Raw genomic sequence first — 18,361 nt, 5'->3', positions numbered from 1 at the left:
GCCTAATTTCTGTTAATTTAAAATTGCCAAGTAGCTATTAATTCAAAATCATTCGGGTTGCGTCAGCCCTTTGAGAGGTCGCGCTCTCTCTTGTTCTGTCAAGCCTTTCCCTTGAATCAACACGCCAAATCCTCCCAACCCAGCCGGATCGATTAACTGATGCAATGCGTCGCGACGCTTGATGATTTGCTCGACATTGTATTTTCCCCTAGACAGCTCCCGTAGGCGATCGCCCAATCCCAATGCCATTAAAAACATTCCCTGTTGCGTGAATCCGATCTTGGACAACCCGCATAATTCTCCCTGACGTTCTAGAGCGCTAAAGTCTACATGGGCGGTAATATCCTGGTAGCCGATATTTATGTAGGGATCGTCGTGACGGCGATGCTGGTAGTAGCATTGCAAGGTGCCTCGATACCGTTGGGGATTATAGTAACGTCGAGCGCTATAGCCATAATCGATGGTCAAAAGATAGCCGCGCTTTAATTTGTCGGACACTGTTTTCAACCAGTCTAGAGCCGCTAGATTGACTTCTGTTCTATAGCCCTCTGGATATGAATCAGAGGGCAAGTCAACGCCGACTAGGTTAAAATATTCCCTCAGCTTGGGCGTTGAAATTTCGTCGATCGTTTCTATCAATCTGCCTTGGGAATGAGTGACGTAGACTTCTTTTAAATGACCTTGCGCGATCGCGATTTGATGGACGGGCAGCGCATCGACTAATTCGTTACTGAAAATACAGCCAACAATTGAATTTTCTAAAATCTCTTGCCACTCTTTCCAGAAGAGTTTTAGACCGCGATCGCGCCATGGTTTTAATAAATTTTGTTGCCGAGCGATTAATCCTTTTGCCTGTTCGATAATAATATATTCGATGACCTTGAAGCAGTCTAAATAATTTTGTTGTAGCTCGGACAAAATATCTGAAGCTAATAATCCCGATCCCGCACCCAATTCTACTAATAAAAAAGGGGTTGGACATCCTAAAATTTCCCACATTTCAGCCAATTGCTTAGCGAGCAACTCGCCAAAATCTCCTCCTAAACAAGAGGAAGTAAAAAAATCTCCGCTAGCGCCAATCTCGACTGTCCCGGAGGAGTAATAGCCATACTGGGGATGGTATAAAACTAAGTCCATATAGTCAGCAAAAGTTAGGCGTTGCTGGCTAGAGGTAGAGAGGCGTTCGAGGAGAAGATCGAGCAAAACTTGAGAGTTTGAATGGGTTAACATTTAAAAGATTGATGGAAAGGGAGAGTAGATACTTTCTCTTAAAACTAACTACAGATTGCGATCGCAGCAGATAAATTGTCACTCATGAAAAACTAATATTTCTCTAAATCTTCTAAAGATCGATTGATTTTTTCGTGGATCTGGCGCAGAGAAGGAAGCATCTCTAGTCGAGTAGGATTAATTTTAGACATCGCTTGAATTTGTCTTAATTTTCTCTCCAAGCTTTCAGCCAATCGCAAGGCTTGCTGTCCTAATTCATCCATCTGCCGTTGTTGATACAACTCCGATGCTTTGCCTCGCAACACTTGCAGCGTTCCTTCCTCCCCGTATTTACCCGGTATGACCTGCCAGCGCAGTAACAAACGTTCTTGCCGATAGTATCGTTCTAGTTCTCCTTTTCTCGCTTGTTGAAGCGGCGTAGCGGGTAGCTTGAGCAATCGCTTAAACTCGTCGATCGTTCCCTGGAAAACCGATGGCGTTACTTTTTCCAAAGACAATTGCAAAACGCCATTTTTACTCCAAAAAATGCGTCCGTGATGGGAATGTCGTTCAAAATAGAGTCGCCCGATCCCTTCGCTGAGCACTCGAGTCAATAATTCTTGCCATAGCTTTTGGGGCGACAATTTCGCCAGAAAGTCAAGAGATTGCGACGTCGAGTAGGTTTGTACTTCCAATAGCGGTTGGGAAGCGACATCGGATAGCTCTTCCGCTGGCGAATTAGCGTTTTGGGGCGAAGCCGAACCGAAGATCCTCTCTGCTAGCTCTGGAGATAGCTCATCTAGACTATCGACAATTAGAGTCGGTTGTTCGTTAAAGTTGGTAGCAGATGGAGGAGGGGGGAAAGCATCGGAAGCGCTGTCTGCCAAGCTAGGCGATAGGTCTTCTGGGTTATCAACGATTAGCGTCGCTCGCTCGTTAATTAGTGCCGAGCGATTGTTGAAATGAGTTGCGGAGTCGGCATTTGGTCGTTCCAACGCGAACGTGTCATGAATTAGCGTTGGCTGGGTGTTGAAATTAGTTGGAAGTTGGGGAATCTGTTGTTGTGCCAACTTCGCGTCTTGCAGGTCTGAAGGAGCCGCTTGCAGAGAGCTGGAATGAGCAGAAAGAATAAGTTGCAGCGTTTTAGAGTCTATGGGCTGAATTTTTAGACAATAGTCGCCGGAAGATAAAAGGGACCGGACGTAATCGAGCGCTGCCGCATCTTTCAAGTTTACCATCCCCAGAGTCAGATGCTTCTCGACCAGCGATAGCGGTAAAATCTGATGGTAAAGACAAGCTGCTTTAGGAATGAGCGAGTCGATCAGCCGAAAGGCTTGCTCGAAATTGCTAGCTGACCAACCCGTCTGAGACGGAGCGGGTTCGGGTTGAGAAAATTGAAAAGGGTCGCTGGGTTGGGGCATTGTTTTTCACGCAGAAGTAATAAATTTTGTAAAACTAATTGTTACTTTCCCAAACACAATATAGCTGTATAAAGACAACATGACTTAAATTCTATTAAACTGCTACTTTGAAAGAAAGGGGGGGGTGATTTTAGAGTTTTTCAACGTCAGCTTTTGTTTGCTGTAAAATGCATTATAAGGATAAGCTTTTCGCAAGCTTGTTACTCGTTGTATATCGGTTGATTTCCTAACTTTATCTCGTCAAACAGACTTCAATTGTAGATAAATAACTGGCTATCGATATCTCTAATTGTGTCAAACTTCCATCATTTATTTAAAAAGCAAGAGGATGACTGCCTTGAAAACCAGCCAGTGCATGAATCCTAATTGCCTTTATCATAATCCATACAACAGTACGAACTGTCAGCGGTGCGGTTTAAACTTGTTACTGGCGTCTCGATATCGAGCCGTTCGCCAAATTGGATCTGGGGGATTTGCTCGAACGTTTGCAGCAGTGGACGAACATTTATTGGACAATCCCTGCGTTATCAAGCAGTTTTGCCCGCTTCCCCAAAGCAGCCAAGCATACCAGAAATCCTTAACTTTGTTTCAGCAAGAAGCAGAAATTCTCAAAAAACTGGGTCAACACGTTCAGATTCCAGAACTACTTGCTTTCATCAAGCAGGAGGGACGATTGTATATCGTCGAGGAATTTATCGACGGGCTGGATTTGTATAGAGAAGTCAAAGGGAGCGGAGCTTTTAGCGAACAAAAAGTGCGGCAAATTCTCGTCGAGTTGCTACCAGTCCTTGAGTTTATTCACGAACGACAAGTCATTCACCGAGATATCAAGCCGAGTAATATTATCCGGCGATCGCAAGGTGCCGTTGTCCTGATCGATTTTGGCGGCTCTCAACAGCTAAGTGCTGACTTCCCTTTTGGGAAAAGTCCGATTACTGGAACGCCGGGATACGCCGCACCAGAACAAATGCGAGGGAACGTTTCTCCTGCCAGCGATCTCTATAGTTTAGCCATGACTTGCATTCGATTGCTAACCGGATGCTTTCCGACCGATGAGGAGGGCGACCCGCTTTTTGATGCCGAGCGCAAGCAATTTAACTGGCGAGAGCAAGACATTGCAGTAAGCGCCCACTTAGAAGCGATTCTAGACAAAATGTTGCAGTGGAAAGCCAGCGATCGCTTTCAGTCTGCCGCAGAAGTCCTGCAAGCCTTGACTTTAACGCCAACGATAACGCTAACAGACAAAAAAAGTCTGACTCCTACCGTTTCCGTCCTTCCTGATGCTGCTTGCTTCCAAGAAGAACAACCCAATGCCAGTGATGATAGGTCGGAAAACCCGCGCCAGCAATTCTCCCAACCAAGAGAATCCCGACGCACGGCGCCCATGACGGTTGATTACAGCCAACTGCGAGCATTACTAGCGACAGGGAACTATGGAGAGGCAGATCGCGAAACCTGGAATTTGATGCTGAGAGTAGCTCTTCGCGAACAGGAGGGATGTTTGAATCTCAACGCGATCGAACAATTTCCCTGCACGGATTTATATACGATCGATCGCATCTGGCAGGAGTATAGCAATGGACGCTTTGGTTTGAGCCAGCAGAAACAAATTTATCAGCGACTGGGGGGAACCAGTGGGTTCGATTACGAAATTTGGAGAGCGTTTGGCGATCGCGTCGGCTGGTACGCAAAAGGAAAATGGTTGAATTATCATGAGTTAACCCTCGATCTGTCGGCAGTTCCAGGACACCTGCCAGCTTGTTTCGTTGACGTTTTCAATCGGGCGGGGGTAGCGCGAGGGGCTTGCGGTTGGTGGCGCTTGGGGTTTGTGTCTTTGGTACAGAGAATGGATGAATGTAATTGCCAGAGCGAGCCTTCTTTCGATCGCCAAAAAGAAATAGACGGAAATCTTCATCGGTTAGCAGATAGGATTCTATCCTAGAAGTGCGGGCAAAAAAGAAATTTTAGTCAACTAGTCAACTGCTCCAAGCGAGGTTCGATTTATGTCTCAGTCTCCGTCCCCAAAGTCTAGTAAAAATCCAGACAATCCTCTCGATTCTACCCAGAGAATCGACAAACTTTCTCCTCGTCCCGAATTAGGAGCGCCTCAGCGGCAAGCAGAACCGAGGCGGCAGCAGAGCGGGCGACGCGAGCGGAGTCTGAAATCGAAGGTATTAGCGATCGCGATCGCCATCGGCACGATTCCTCCGCTCATCGTGGGGACGGTTACTTATATGAGCAACCAATCGTTTCAGGAGGAGCTAGAGCAAGCTGGATTGCTCACAGAAAAAATCGCGTTCCAAAACCAACTATCCCTGCTAGGGTTGGGAACGGCAGCCACCGCAGCTATAGCAGGCGCGATAGCGGCGATTGCCGCCAATCGAACCTTGCGACCAGTTCTCAATGCCGCCGAAACCTCAAATCAATTGGTCAATCGACTGCGGCGAGAAGACACGAAAATTTGCGATCGCGTGGCGGGCAAAGATGAATTGGTGGCTTTGAAAACTAACCTCAGCTTGCTCAACGAACAACTGCCAGACCTACTTTGGAAACAAGAAGCCGAAGCCGAACGCTTTCAAATTTTGATGAAAATTACCCGTCGCCTGCGGGAAGCGCGCTCTCAAGAAGAAGTCCTCAGATTCGCTGTCGAAGAAGTGCGTCAATCCCTCAGAACCGACCGCGTAGCCATATTTCGCTTCGACGCTAACTCTAACGTCGAGGGGGTAATCGTCGAAGAATCGGTGGCGGCGGGCTGGCCGAAAATGTTGTGGGCGACGCTCTCAGATGCCTGTTTAGAGGAATATGTCGAACTCTATCGCAACGGTCGCGTCAGAGCGATCGATGATATTCATAACGCTGGTCTTAACGATTGTCATATCGGGCTGTTGGAGCGATTTGCGGTCAAGGCAAATCTGATTGCCCCCATTCTTAAAAATAATCGGCTGTTTGCCTTGCTCATTGCCAATCAATGCTCTGCACCTCGCTATTGGCAAGCTGCCGAAATCGATTTGTTTGCTCAAATCGCCACTCAAGTCGGTTTTGCCCTCGACTACACGCAGACGCTAGAACAGTTAGATACAAAATTCGATCGCGCGCAGCTATTTATCGAAATCACGCGCCGCATTCGCGAGTCTTTAGTCGAGGAGGACATTCTCAAAACGACGGTTGACGAAGTGCGCAAGGCAATCAGAAGCGATCGCGTCGTCGTTTACAGTTTCGACGAACAATGGTACGGAACCGTAGTCGCCGAATCGGTGGTGCCCGGTTTGCCCAAGGCAATCCACGCTCGCATCAAAGACCCCTGCTTTGCCGAAGGCTATGTCGAACAATACCAAGCGGGTCGCGTGCAGGCAACGCCGGATATTTATAAGGCTGGTCTGACCGAATGCCACCTCAGACAACTCGAACCGTTTGCCGTCAAAGCCAATTTAGTTGCCCCCATTCTCAAAGACGGGCGGTTATTCGGGTTGCTGATCGCCCATCAATGCTCTGCCCCACGCAACTGGCAGCAGTCAGAAATCGATTTCTTAACCCAGATAGCGATGCAAGTCGGCTTTGCCCTCGACCAAGCCAGACTCCTGGAGCGCATGGATTCCGAAGCGGTACGAACCGAGTTATTAGCCTACCTCAGCCGTCGCATTCGGGAATCGCTCAGCGAAGAAAGTATTCTCAACACCACGGTAGAAGAAATCCGTAAAGCCATTCGAGCCGATCGCGCAGTCGTTTATCGCTTCAACTCCGACTGGAGCGGCTATATCGCCGCCGAATCCGTACTATCCGGCTGGACGCACGCCCTAGAACACCGGATTGAAGACCCTTGCATTCCCGAACAGTTGCGTCAAGCTTATCTAAGGGGTCGCGTCGTTCCCACTAGCAACGTCTTCGAGGCGGGGTTTCATCCCGACCATTTGCAGTTAATGAAACGGTTAGAAATCAAGGCGAATTTAGTGGCTCCGATTATTAAAGACAATCGGTTATTCGGTTTGCTGATCCTCCATCAGTGTTCTAGCTACCGCACCTGGCAGCGAGCCGAGATCGATCTCGTTGCCCAGCTAGCCCTACAGGTCGGACTTGCCCTCGACCACGCGCAGCTGCTTTCTCAGTTAGAGCAGGCTTACCACCGAGCCGAAGGATTGGCTTACCAACAGCGCCAACAAAAAGAGGTTCTTCTGGCTCAAGTCGCCGAACTGCTCAGAAATAGCCAGACTGCCGTCGAAACCCTTTCGACCGAAGCAATGAGTCAGATGGAATCAGTGACGGCTGCCTACAATCAGATTAAAGAAGTCAATCATTTAGCCCAAACCACGAGCGCCAGCGCCCAACAAGTAGACATGCACAAGCAGCAGGTCGCTCAAACCGTCCAGTTTTCCCAGCGGGCGATGGGTCGCATCGTCAAAGGGATGGCTGCCATTCAAGAAACGGCATTGGCAGCAACCGAGCAAGTCAAGCGTCTCGACCGACCCTCTTGCAAGCTTGCCGAGATCGTCGATATGCTCTCTCAGGTAGCATCGCAGATGAAGCTTCAGGCAATGAATGCCGCCCTGGAAGCGGCGAGAACCGGAGAGGCAGGCAAAGACTTCGCAGCGATCGGCGAAAAAGTGCTGGCTTTGGCGCGGCAGTTGGACGCCGATATTGCCGCGATCGCACCTTTGATCGAGGAAATCCAAGTACAAACCCGACAAGTGGCTGCCGCGATCGGAACCGGACAAGAGAGGGCGATCGCAGAAAGTCAAGTAGTCAGCGAAACTCAAAAAGCGCTTCAGCAAATTGCCACCGTCAGCGAACGAATGAACGCGCTAGTAGCAGAGATCGTCCAATCCGCCGATCGCCAAGCACAAACCTCAGCCTCGGCAAGCCAATCGGTTCTCAATATTGCCAATCTTGCCAGCCGAACCTCCGAGCAATCAATGGCAGTAGTCGAGTCCTTTAACAAGCTAGCAGCAGTTGCCCACCAACTTCAGAGCGAAAAGCCATAGTCATCCGGATTTTGAATTCTGTGCGTTGAATTCTAAACAATAGACGATGACAGGAAACTAACGATGACCCTCGATCCCGATTTCCACGACCAAGCCTATCATCTCTTCGTCGAGGAAGCGCTAGAACTCCTACAGCAGATCCAAGAAACATTGCTAAAACTCCCTGATGACCTCAGCCTTACCAATGTTTATGGATTGGTGCGGGCGGCGAGTACTATCAAGAGCGGCGCAGCCCAAGTTAAATTAACCGACATCTATACTCTAGCCGATCGGTTCGAGAATTTTTTTCGCCGAGTGTGGCAAGAAAAGCTAATCGTCGATCCCGAACTCGCAGATCTGCTCTGGCAGGCATATGAATGTCTGCGCCAATCTCTGCTGACCCAAATTCAAGCCGATCGCGAGGAGGGGGCAAACGCGATCGCCAAAGCAGAACCCATTTTTACCCGACTCGAAGCCTACCTGACTCCTGTGCCAGACGAACTAGAAGAACTGCTGGCGCTCGATGATGACCTGGAGGAAGAGGAGCATCAGAAGGAAGCGGAGGAAGAAACAGAATCGCTGTTGAACCAGGAAGTTCTTCAAGCACTGGCAAATCTGGAGGCGATCTTGTCTCGTCCCGAAACCTCTAACCTGGCAACAGCACTCATGGCTCAAATCGAAGAGTTTTTAAGCTTGGGCGAACTGTTAGAGATCTCCGAGTTTGTTGCTGTTGCCCAAATTACGCTGGCAACGCTGCAAGTGAGTCCTCAAACGGCTCCTACTATCGGACAGTTGGCTTTAGCAGGTTTTAGAGGCATTTGGAAGGCAACCGTCAAAAGCAGTTTGACGACAAAAGTCAAACAAGAGGACTTATGGGACGCAGAAATCCCAGCCGCAGAACAGTTTTTGGAACTGGAACGAGAGCGGGCGGTTTCCCCAATCGCTGGCGCACAGGAAACGTTAAGCAAGGAACGAAAGCTGAAGACAGCTAATTCGCTCGTTTGGTTGGCGGGTTCTGCTGCCTTTGTCGTCTCTTGCCAACAAGTCCGAGAAATTTTGCTAGCTCAAGGCAAATGCTCCATCGATGCGAGCGGACGGCAGTGGTTACACTGGCAAGACAGCGATCTTCCTCTTTACCTCCTATCCGAACTGCTCGAATACAATAGCCCCCTGCCAGTTGGTATTGGAGGTACAACCGATCCTAGCGATCTTATGGTCGTCGTCCTCGATCTCGGTTGGCAGACGATCGCCGTCGAGTTAGCCGTCGATCGCTTGATGGCAGTGCCAGAACTGGTTATCAAGCCTTTTGGCAGCGCGATCGCACCTCCAAGTTACTGCGCTGGCTGCGCGATTCTAGAGGACAAAAATTTGGTCGCGGTCATCGATGTTGAGGCTTTACTCGCTCAAAAGCTCGACCGAATGCCGATAGCAGTAAGGGCAGGATCCAAACCTGCCCCTGCTACGATTTTGGTTATCGACGATTCGAGCACCTCGCGGCGGGTGCTCGTTTTGACTCTGCAAAAAGCAGGTTATCGAGTCATACAAGCGCAAGACGGGAAAGAAGGCATGCGACAATTGCTCCAAAATCCAGCCGTCGATTCGATCGTCAGCGATATTGAAATGCCTAATCTCAATGGGTTTGGCGTTCTCAAATCTTGCCGTCAAAACTCGCAGCTAGCTAAAGTCCCCGTCATTTTGATCAGTACGTATAACAGCGATCGCCACCGTCGCTTGGCAAGAGAATTGGGGGCTGCTGGTTATCTCAGCAAGCCTTTTGACGAGAGAAAATTACTCGCGATGCTCGACGCGATTTTGAAACAGAAGGTTAGATAATCGGCGCGATAGCACTTGTAACTTATTGAGCGGGAGACACTTTATCGATAATCTCTAGCGTTCCGTCATCTTTTACCGTCCAGACATCGTAATTTCCCACAACATCTCCATATTCATCGATATCGACGTTGCCGCTAGCACCTTGATAGTCGATATCTTCACCTTTTTTGACTAACTCTATGGCTTGGCAAGCATCAGTTACGGCAGTACCCGGAGGTCCGGCGACTTCGCGGATTTTACTCTTAATCCCCTCTCCCGTATTCGTTTTAGCTGCTTGTGCGGCTAGCATCAAGAGAACCGCTGCATCCCAGGTATGGGGCACGTAAGCCGTTACCTCTTTCCCCGTCTTCTCTTTCCACAGCTTGGTAAAGTTTTCTAAGGCTTTACCGTCGGCTGCGGGTACAGTTCCGAGGGCACCACTGATAATCGATTTGCCGTCGCTGGTTTTGCCCACCGACTTAACAAAATCTTCCGAATAAACCCCATCAGTTAGAAGCAGGGTTACGCCTTCGGTCAAGCCTTGCTTGTAGGCAGCTTCTAGCAGCAAACTGCCCGTCTCGGCATAGAGGACGGCGGCGACGGCATCGGGTTTGCCTGCAAAAGCAGCAGCCGCTTCGCTATCGAGAGTAGCTGCCTTGGGATCGTAGCGAACGGGGTTACTTTTATCGGTAATCTTGCCGCCTTGTTTTTCAAAAGACTTGACGAATGACTGCTCGAAACCAACGCCATAATCGTTGTTGATGACGACAGTCCCGACATTCTTGAAACCTTTTTTATTTGCCAGCGCTGCTAGAGCTTGTGCCTGATAGGTATCGGGAGGAGCCGTTCTCGCCCAATAGCCTTGCAGTTCTCCTTTTTTCGCGCGTTCGGTAAAAACAGGACTGGTGCTGCCCGGAGAAACTAACATAATCTTGTTTTGAATGGCAATATCGACTGCCGCACCAGACACGCTACTGGCAAACGAACCGACAACGCCAGCAACTCGATCCGATTCTGCTAGTTTTGTCATGGCTGCCGCACCAGCAGCCGGATCGGTTTGATCGTCTTCGGCGATTAGCGTAACGGGTTTTCCGTTGACTCCTCCGCAGGCATTTATCGTGTCTACTGCTAACTTGGCAGCATCGGGCATATTTTGTCCGATCGATGCTAGGTCGCCCGTGATTGGCAGTAGTGCCCCCAACTTTAATCCCTCGCCACCGCCAGTCACGGCATCGGGAGACACTCCTGGGGAGGTTGGGGGTGGCCCGCCACCTTCAGTAATCAGGCTTGTGTTGCAAGCAGTAGTTAGAAAGCTAGTTGTCAAAGTGGCGATCGCAAGGGGAAATGCAAGGGGAGACTTGATGCGACGATTTTTTTGGGTTTGGCTCATGGCTTTACTCTTCTCCAACTCCGATGACAGTAAATTTTAACGAAATCTTTAACTAATTCAGTAAAGATTCTGCCAGTTTGCGATCGCGAGCAGAGACTAAAAGCTCGATCGCCTGTCAAACAATTGTCGTGTACTAGGCAATTTTTCTTGCTAGTTTTCTAGGCATTAAAATTTGGTTTTAATCATTTTTTAATTTATTGATTTGTTAATAATTAAATAAATAAGGTTTAAGTTTATAAAAAAAATCTTGGAATTTTGTGATTTTTAATCTAAATTTAATTTTTTATTAACTCATATTTTACTTAATAGTTGTTTAATCAACAGAGTGCCCAAAAATTATAATTTTTAACGTTGGGGCTACGATTTCTGTTGGTTTCTCCCTAACTGCCTTGAATCTCAGATCTTGTACCTTTGGCATCAACGCCTAGAACTAAAGTTCTAGGCTCAAAACTCAACTAGATTAAAATAGGCTGAAATTCTTTTTCGGTCAAACAAGAAATTGAACGAGAAATTAATGACAGTAACAGTTGTTGAGAATGGTGCAAGATCTCAGTTGAATCGTAGATTGTCAACCTAACTTAGTAAGTGTGATGCTTTTCCACAAAGAAGATTTAGCTCCAGGAATAGGTAGATTTGTATTTTCGGATATCTGGAACAAAATTGCTCTAAAAATCACAGAGACAATTGACGAATTTTACGACAAGCCAGTTGCCAAAGGATTTTATCCTCACTTTAACGAGATAACTTTTCGCCAAGCGGTTTTGTCTGTTAGTGCTGAGCTTAAGGCTTTGCAAGAAAACCTCAAACAGCTTCTGAGCGACCGATACTGTGCTATTTTTTTGGATCGAACCCATCTATGTTCGTTTTCTGAAATCGATCGCAACAAATTACTCTATGCACTGAGTTTAGCTCTGGGTTACCCTACGCCAACCGACCCTCGTATCGGTAAACTGCTTTGGGATGTAAAGCCTCGGTATCTTCCAGTCGGACATTTTGCTACCTACTCCGAACACAGCGATCGCGCCGATCTCCATACGGATACGCAATACTATTTACGACCAGAAAAGTATTTTCTGCTTTATGTTGTCCGAGCAGCCAGATGTGGTGGCGGAAAGTCTCTCATCTGCAATAGTCGCGAGGTTAAGAATCGTTTGCTCGAAACAGAGCAAGGACGCGAAGCCTATGAGACACTATCAAGCTTCAAGTTTCCATTTCGGATTCCCACAACCTTTACACAGGCAGGAACCATTGGATCGGTCAAAACTACTTTAGCCCCTATCTTCAGTGACGAACCGTTTATTCGATTTCGCTACGATACCCTTGAGAAGGGATTTCAATCTCGTCGGGATCTCGATGTTCCAGAAGCTCGCAATGCCTTAAAAGTTCTCCTTGATGTTTTAGAAAACAAGGCAAACGTAGTGGAATATTACATGAGCGACGATGCTTTAGCAATCTGCAACAATCATGTAGCACTTCATGGTCGTACCAGTTTTCAGGATCGGGATCGCCATCTCATCCGAGTTCGTATGAGCAGTCAACCTGTAGTTTCCAAACCAGCGCTCTTAGCTAGTGCTTAATAGCTTCGATCTACGATTTTTATTTTGCTGAGCCATTTCTTTAAAAAAGTCAATACACGAGTTTTAGCCATAGCCCTAGCAGGGTTTAGCGCTTTTCTGAATTTGTATGCTACGCAGTCGCTTCTTCCTCTTTTCTCGCAAGTCTTTCATGCTTCTAAAGTTGAGGTAAGTTTAACGGTTAGCGCAACGACGATTGCAGTTGGTTTGGCTGCCCCTTTGGTTGGTATTCTTGCTGACGTTGTGGGTCGTAAATATGTTATCTGCTCGGCAATCGGAGGTCTTTCCATACCAACGTTTTTGACGGCAACTGCCCTCGATCTTAATGCGTTAATTGGGTGGCGTTTTGCACAAGGTCTTTTTATCGCAGTAATCTTCTCGGTGACAATTGCTTACATTAGTGAGGAGTGGGCAGATGTTGGAGTCGGCTCGGCAATGTCTGCTTATATTACTGGCAATATTGTTGGTGGAGTTTTAGGAAGATTTCTCTCAGGGGTGGTTGCCGACTATTTTAGTTGGCGTTTAGCTTTTATTATTCTTGGGTGCCTGAACTTAGTTTGTGTTTTTTTTGTTTTAGTGTGGCTACCGCGATCGCGACATTTTGTATGTCAGAAAAATATAATAACCTCGGTGCGTGCTTTTGGCATGCACCTGCGCAATCGCCGCCTATTAGCCGCCTATGCGGTGGGATTTAACGTGCTTTTTGCCAACGTTAGTACGTTTACTTACGTGAATTTTTACTTGGCGGCACCGCCATTTCATCTGGGAACCACAGCTTTAGGGGCAATTTTTTTCGTCTACCTAATTGGTGCTGTGGTAACTCCCATAGTAGGAAAATGGCTTGACTCAATTGGCTATCGTCTCGTGTTGGCGGTCGCGATCGCGACTGCTGGTTTAGGCGTACTGATTACGCTGGTACCAAAATTGTGGCTGGTAATTATCGGACTCGCGCTCGGCTCGTCAGGAATTTTTGTCTGTCAGTCAGCCGCCAAAAGCTACGTCGGTGTAGTTGCCAAAGAGGGACGATCTTCGGCTTCTGGACTCTACGTGTGTTGCTTTTATATGGGCGGCAGTGTTGGTGCAATACTTCCTGGCTTTGTCTGGTCGCTAGGCGGTTGGTCGGCTTGCGTAGAGCTTATTGTGTTCGTCCAGCTACTGACAGGGGGTATAGCTCTTGCCTATTGGCGCTAATAATCTATCGTTCTCGATTAATTAACTGGTAACTGACCGCTGATGGCTGGCTTGAGAATAGTAAAATCGTAACCCGTGCCAGAGGTTTTTCCGGGCTGAATTTTGACCAGTACTGCTGCTCCATAGCGATCGCCAGAGGGAAGAAAACGAATTTCTCCCGTAGCTCCCTTAAAGGAAAACCCAGAATTGGACAAAGCTTTTTGCAAAGCATCGCGCTTCGGCTCGGACTTCAAACCCGCGCTCGCCACCTCAGTCGCATCATAAGCAGTTGCCATGCGCCAGTTTCCTATACCGCCCCAAAGATTTCTGGCATTTTTCAAATAAGTCTGGTCGCCATTAGCTGCTGGATGCCAAGCCACTGCTAATACCATCCCATTAACATTCGTTTGTCCCTGTTTTAGGGTTTCAAATGCATACATAGTTTGATTGCCAAACATTGCGAGTCGATTTTGATTCGCTTGCGCTACATCGATCGCTTGATTGATTTTCTTAATAGAAGGAGCTAGCACCAAAGCATCTGCTCCATCGCTAATTGCTTTTGAGGGAATTTCTGTCGCGTTGAAATCGGCGTTGGCAAAATCGCAGACCGTGGCAGTCACTTGACTCCCAGCCGCCACGACAGTCCATGTAAATTCCTCCTTAAAAGACATACTGGCTTTATCTGTAGAATCGGCACAAATGGCGATTTTCGATTTGCGTGCGGTTTTGACGGTGTATTGTGCCAACGTCTCGGCAGTGACTCTAACGCTGGGAGTCGTGCGAAATATGTAACTTCCGATTCCTGAAAGCTCATTAGCGCTGCTAGTGGGAGAAATCGCAACTAAGCCTCCCGCTTGATAAATGGGAGCCGCCGCTATTGAAGCATCGCTGGCATTATGTCCGATGACTGCTAGGATCTGGCGTTCTTTAACTAATTGTTCGGCTATTTTTTTGGCAACTTCTGGATCGTTTTCATCGTTGGCAATTTTAACTTGAATCAGCCTTCCGCCAATCCCGCCTTTTTGATTGATTTGGTGCTGAGCCTGAGCCACGCCTCGCAGGATTTCTTTGGCAATATTTAAATTTCCACCGATAGGCACGACTGCACTGATGGCAATCGAATCTCCTCGTTCGGCTGCTTGTGCATTGTTCATATAGATCCAGGCTTCCGGATCGTTGCGATTGAGTTGCAGCGACGAATTAAGTAGTTCGACGGCTTTGGTATAGTCGCGACTGGCGAATGCCTTAGTTGCCGCTTGTTTGTCGGGACTGTTATTCGCCGTCACCAAAATTCGCTCGCCCATGCTCATGCGTCTTTGAATGGCTTGGCTGGTGAGCGATTTTGACAAATCTGATAATGTTTTAGAAGGGTCGGATGTACCTTGGCTACCAAACACTAAGATCGCGAAACCGATCGAACTGAGCATAGCAACGTAAGCGAGAAGAACTAATTTTTTTTTGTCGATTTGGATTTTGTTGCCTACCATGGCTTCCCCGCGCTCCTATATAACAATTGCTACAGTCGGATCGAAATCACATGCGATCGATATCCTTAAGTCGGCAAGAATACGTAAATTTTTCAGCAAAAACTCTGGCTCTTCTAGTTGGTTAGTTGGTAACTCGCACTAACGCTTGATTGGCTTGCCGCAGGTTCGGCTCAAGCACGATACATTTTGCGAATCTCTCACCAACACGAGAGAGTTTTGTTCTCTGCTTATCTTAACCTTACTATTACCGAAAATTTAATTATCCATAAATAATGGCTCGTTGTCCATCGGTAATTTCACTTAAATCTTACAAGATATTTTACATTATTTTACGTTAAATTTTACGTAATTTCCGATATTATCGTCATAAACTAAGTCAAGCAACGCTTTTTGCCATCTTTTTTTGATATTTAAGTTTTATTCATGCATTGTCCGTCAATCACGATCGCTTGGCACTAACTCCCAACTGACGCGATCGATTTTTGTCTGTTGCTTGAGCGTATTTAATACTTGTTCTATCAGTTCTAATTCATCAGCATTCTCTCCGCAGAAGAAATCGGCTTGAATCTCTACTACTGACGATTGAGTTGGATCCCCACTTCTTATCGTTTTGCTGTGAATTGCAGTCAGCGTCAGTTCTCTCTCTCTAAGCGACTGAAATAACAAAGTGCGAACGTTCATTTCATCTTCTGCTTGACAGATCAACCAACAGCGATAGTTGATGCTTGGTTGGGTTTGTGTCGCCAAATTGACATTCCCGTCAACTTGTTGGAAGATAGGAATGAGCGGTCGCAGAAGAAAATTTGCTCCTACAACAGCTATCGCTCCAATATAAGCTTGCAAAAAAAAACCCGAACCTGCCAGCGTACCGATCGCAGCTGCGCACCACAAAGTGGCTGCTGTATTAATGCCGCGCACGGTAGCTCCCTCGCGCAAAATCACGCCTCCTCCTAGAAAGCCTATTCCGGAGACGACTTGAGCGGCTACCCTCGTCGGACTTGAATCCCCCGGAGTCATAGCAGACATCATGACAAACATGGCTGCACCGAGAGAAACTAAAACATTGGTTTTGAGTACCGCTCTCGTTTTGAGCCACTGTCTCTCGACTCCGATTGCGGCACCGAGAATGAAGGCAACCAGTAAGCGCACAACAAAATCTGTCCACGACATTACTTAAGTCTCCGAATTAATCATCAAGTCATAGGTCATTTGTCCTTTGTCCTATTTGTATTAGTTCAAACGATCTCTTACAGTGAAACAGGGCAAGTTAATCTTTAGGTTAAGAAATTTTTCTTTTCTTAAATTTTTAATGTAATGTAACAAAAAAAAGCGATCGCGCCGACAAGGATACGCGATCGCCAAAATACTACTAAAGATTTTTTGTCCTAAACTTAAAACACGCCGATAGCGATAGCGGCTGTCATCAAAAACAAAGCCAACATAGACACGCCTATGACGGCAATTAAACCATTGAGGTTCGACTTATGCTCGCTTGTGTTGCTTGGCGTTGGCTCTTCTTCTAAATGCATTTGTCGGATGACATCAGAAATTTCCTTAGCATCCCTAACATGATGGAGTGCCTTAGTTTCCCCATTGGGATAGGTGACAATGAAATAGGTGGGAACTTTAATGTGGGCACCTGTAATATCGTACTTATCTACCGCTATTTGTTTGGCTTTTTCCTCAATCGTTTGAGATTCTTCAGCAATTCTATCCCCTGGATTGGCAGTCAGAGGCATTTGCATTCCTACGTAGCTAACCATAGGAACCTCCACTCTTTTTAAAAAGTATTTTTGATGGGCTAATTTGCTTCTATGCTAAAAGGAACAGCAACTAAATCTAAGAATTCACAAAAATATTTAAAATTTATTATCAATCCTTCATCTTTTACTCAATTTCTTAAATGAAGTGATTTACTTTATTTAGGCTCGGCAGGATAGGGCATATAAAGACCGACTGCAAAACGCTTCCAACAACCAACCTGACCGCACTTTTTAATGACAACATCCCTAATAGCTTGACGCGCTCGCTTTTTGTTTTCTTGGGGCAGCCCTTGAGGATAGAACCAATCCAAAATATCATTAATGCTCATTGCCTTAGGCATATTTTCTTCCAAGCAATTTCTTATCGCTTCGGTGAGGTTTTTATACCGATCTAATTTCTCGTTACCGGGTAGGCGAGATACCCCTCTTTTTCTAGATCTTCCTTTAGTAGGGAGAGAGGCAAGTTCGGGAAATTCGCTCAAGTCAATCGTCCAACAGTCGGGGGAATCGGGCACTGCCATCCATCTTCCTTGGCTCGCTCCTCGTTCGAGAAGTTGCTTTACTACCTGCTTGACTGAGTAAAGTTCTTTGTCTGCTAACCGCCCGCAAAGTATCCTTACGATGTAATCGAGGTGTAACATTTTTCCTCGATTAGTTTTCAAGAGTTCTTCTAAATCTTCTAGATTGGGAAGAAATGACCCGATAGAGATCGCTCCTGGTTGTTCTGAGCTGGGCAGTTGAGTTGATGTTAACGATTCTTGCCGCTCGACCGTTGTCTTAATGACACTGTCTAACCCTGGCTCCAAAGTTGCTTGCTGCTCTAGAGTAGGCTGACCTAGATTGAGCAGGGTTTCCACGTGAGCTAAACGAGAAGCAGCTAAAGTAGCAGAGCGTTGGTGATAATTAAGCAGGGCACGATAATAATTCGCCAACTCGTGCAAGAACTGTTCGCTATTCTGTGGCGGTTCTGGTAGCGGCAATTTCGTCATCTTTAATTCCCCTTAGTTTTTAATACAGCGCAGGCATTTACTTGCTACTCCGTTGCATTTGTTGCCATATTTGGGACAAGTTGTTGTGTAGGTTTCTCGTTCGACATCTTCATGACAAAAGTGACAAATAAATTTGTATATCCTAGTGTGAATCGTTCTAGTATGCGCTCTGACCGTGTATTCTTTGACATAAACTTTCTTGCTCGGCATCTTCTTGTTTGACTGTTTTACTGCTCTGCTACTTGTGAGTGTGAGGTGGTAATTACATTATTCTATTTCTAATAAATGTAGAATGGTCAGGCTGTTCGGCAGATACGACAACGATGGCTTCTATCTGCCATGAGAAAAGCGCATCGAGATCGAAAGCATCGTAATGTAACGCAGATCCATCAGCAGCTTAGCTTAAGAAGGATAGAGATTGGTTAACGTAGCGTGAGCTATTTACTAGAAAGGTATGATGGGTTATTAGCAGTATGGTTTCTCTTCACGATGGTGGGATATGTATTCCCAGTTGCGCCAGTAGAAACTCAAGCGAATTGAACAATTATGTTTCCGCCCCTCTCAGAGAAGAGTTCTTAGCTTCTCTTGAAG

Annotated in this window: 12 protein-coding genes; 5 read left to right on the top strand and 7 right to left on the bottom strand. The window is 46.8% G+C overall.

What is annotated here, in order from left to right; all coding sequences use genetic code 11:
* Positions 1-48: 48 nt before the first annotated feature.
* Together PLE7327_RS02065 and PLE7327_RS22505 are read right to left on the bottom strand one after the other, a co-directional pair.
* Complete coding sequence (locus PLE7327_RS02065; RefSeq protein WP_015142203.1) at positions 49-1,230, bottom strand: class I SAM-dependent methyltransferase; 1,182 nt, start codon at positions 1,228-1,230, stop codon at positions 49-51.
* Between the two features lie 92 nt (positions 1,231-1,322).
* On the bottom strand, positions 1,323-2,630 hold the full coding sequence (locus PLE7327_RS22505; protein WP_015142202.1) for a type II secretory pathway, ATPase PulE/Tfp pilus assembly pathway, ATPase PilB: 1,308 nt from the start codon (positions 2,628-2,630) through the stop codon (positions 1,323-1,325).
* A gap of 328 nt (positions 2,631-2,958) precedes the next feature.
* Between PLE7327_RS22505 and PLE7327_RS02055 the strand changes: the two genes are divergently transcribed.
* The 3 genes from PLE7327_RS02055 (at position 2,959) to PLE7327_RS02045 (ending at position 9,418) form a co-directional block, all read left to right on the top strand.
* A complete protein-coding gene (locus tag PLE7327_RS02055) occupies positions 2,959-4,572 on the top strand; it encodes a serine/threonine-protein kinase (RefSeq protein ID WP_015142201.1) in 1,614 nt (537 codons plus the stop codon).
* A gap of 61 nt (positions 4,573-4,633) precedes the next feature.
* Entirely contained in the window at positions 4,634-7,606 is a 2,973-nt protein-coding gene (locus PLE7327_RS02050; protein ID WP_015142200.1) for a GAF domain-containing protein, read from the top strand.
* A 63-nt stretch (positions 7,607-7,669) separates the two neighbouring features.
* A complete protein-coding gene (locus PLE7327_RS02045; RefSeq protein WP_015142199.1) occupies positions 7,670-9,418 on the top strand; it encodes a response regulator in 1,749 nt (582 codons plus the stop codon).
* A 22-nt stretch (positions 9,419-9,440) separates the two neighbouring features.
* On the opposite strand, the gene PLE7327_RS02040 is transcribed toward PLE7327_RS02045, so the two are convergent.
* Positions 9,441-10,787, bottom strand: a complete 1,347-nt coding sequence (locus PLE7327_RS02040; protein WP_015142198.1) for an ABC transporter substrate-binding protein — start codon at positions 10,785-10,787, stop codon at positions 9,441-9,443.
* 590 nt (positions 10,788-11,377) lie between these two features.
* On the opposite strand from PLE7327_RS02040, the gene PLE7327_RS02035 reads away from it, so the two are divergent.
* Together PLE7327_RS02035 and PLE7327_RS02030 are read left to right on the top strand one after the other, a co-directional pair.
* Entirely contained in the window at positions 11,378-12,364 is a 987-nt protein-coding gene (locus tag PLE7327_RS02035; RefSeq protein WP_015142197.1) for a TauD/TfdA family dioxygenase, read from the top strand.
* Between the two features lie 24 nt (positions 12,365-12,388).
* Positions 12,389-13,552, top strand: a complete 1,164-nt coding sequence (locus PLE7327_RS02030; protein ID WP_015142196.1) for an MFS transporter — start codon at positions 12,389-12,391, stop codon at positions 13,550-13,552.
* 17 nt (positions 13,553-13,569) lie between these two features.
* Here the strand turns inward: PLE7327_RS02030 and PLE7327_RS02025 are convergent, their stop codons facing one another.
* The 4 genes from PLE7327_RS02025 to PLE7327_RS02010 form a co-directional block, all read right to left on the bottom strand.
* Entirely contained in the window at positions 13,570-15,018 is a 1,449-nt protein-coding gene (locus PLE7327_RS02025; RefSeq protein WP_015142195.1) for an ABC transporter substrate-binding protein, read from the bottom strand.
* Positions 15,019-15,453: 435 nt separating this feature from the next.
* On the bottom strand, positions 15,454-16,188 hold the full coding sequence (locus PLE7327_RS02020) for an MgtC/SapB family protein (protein WP_015142194.1): 735 nt from the start codon (positions 16,186-16,188) through the stop codon (positions 15,454-15,456).
* A 221-nt stretch (positions 16,189-16,409) separates the two neighbouring features.
* Positions 16,410-16,781, bottom strand: coding sequence for a hypothetical protein (locus tag PLE7327_RS02015; RefSeq protein WP_015142193.1), 372 nt, complete (start codon positions 16,779-16,781; stop codon positions 16,410-16,412).
* Positions 16,782-16,936: 155 nt separating this feature from the next.
* Positions 16,937-17,770: a hypothetical protein gene (locus tag PLE7327_RS02010; RefSeq protein WP_015142192.1), complete on the bottom strand. Its 834-nt coding sequence runs from the start codon at positions 17,768-17,770 to the stop codon at positions 16,937-16,939.
* Between the last annotated feature and the right edge of the window lie 591 nt (positions 17,771-18,361).

Source organism: Pleurocapsa sp. PCC 7327, from assembly GCF_000317025.1.
GTDB lineage: Bacteria > Cyanobacteriota > Cyanobacteriia > Cyanobacteriales > Microcystaceae > Hydrococcus.
This window is presented reverse-complemented; position numbering and strand designations above follow the sequence as displayed.

Bases quoted from the DNA above. Each gene is read 5' to 3' on its own strand.
- PLE7327_RS02050 (WP_015142200.1), top strand. From the start codon at position 4,634: ATGTCTCAGTCTCCGTCCCCAAAGTCTAGTAAAAATCCAGACAATCCT.
- PLE7327_RS02015 (WP_015142193.1), bottom strand. From the start codon at position 16,781: ATGGTTAGCTACGTAGGAATGCAAATGCCTCTGACTGCCAATCCAGGG.
- PLE7327_RS02045 (WP_015142199.1), top strand. From the start codon at position 7,670: ATGACCCTCGATCCCGATTTCCACGACCAAGCCTATCATCTCTTCGTC.
- PLE7327_RS02055 (WP_015142201.1), top strand. From the start codon at position 2,959: ATGACTGCCTTGAAAACCAGCCAGTGCATGAATCCTAATTGCCTTTAT.
- PLE7327_RS02040 (WP_015142198.1), bottom strand. From the start codon at position 10,787: ATGAGCCAAACCCAAAAAAATCGTCGCATCAAGTCTCCCCTTGCATTT.
- PLE7327_RS02010 (WP_015142192.1), bottom strand. From the start codon at position 17,770: ATGACGAAATTGCCGCTACCAGAACCGCCACAGAATAGCGAACAGTTC.
- PLE7327_RS02065 (WP_015142203.1), bottom strand. From the start codon at position 1,230: ATGTTAACCCATTCAAACTCTCAAGTTTTGCTCGATCTTCTCCTCGAA.
- PLE7327_RS02035 (WP_015142197.1), top strand. From the start codon at position 11,378: ATGCTTTTCCACAAAGAAGATTTAGCTCCAGGAATAGGTAGATTTGTA.
- PLE7327_RS02025 (WP_015142195.1), bottom strand. From the start codon at position 15,018: ATGGTAGGCAACAAAATCCAAATCGACAAAAAAAAATTAGTTCTTCTC.
- PLE7327_RS22505 (WP_015142202.1), bottom strand. From the start codon at position 2,630: ATGCCCCAACCCAGCGACCCTTTTCAATTTTCTCAACCCGAACCCGCT.
- PLE7327_RS02020 (WP_015142194.1), bottom strand. From the start codon at position 16,188: ATGTCGTGGACAGATTTTGTTGTGCGCTTACTGGTTGCCTTCATTCTC.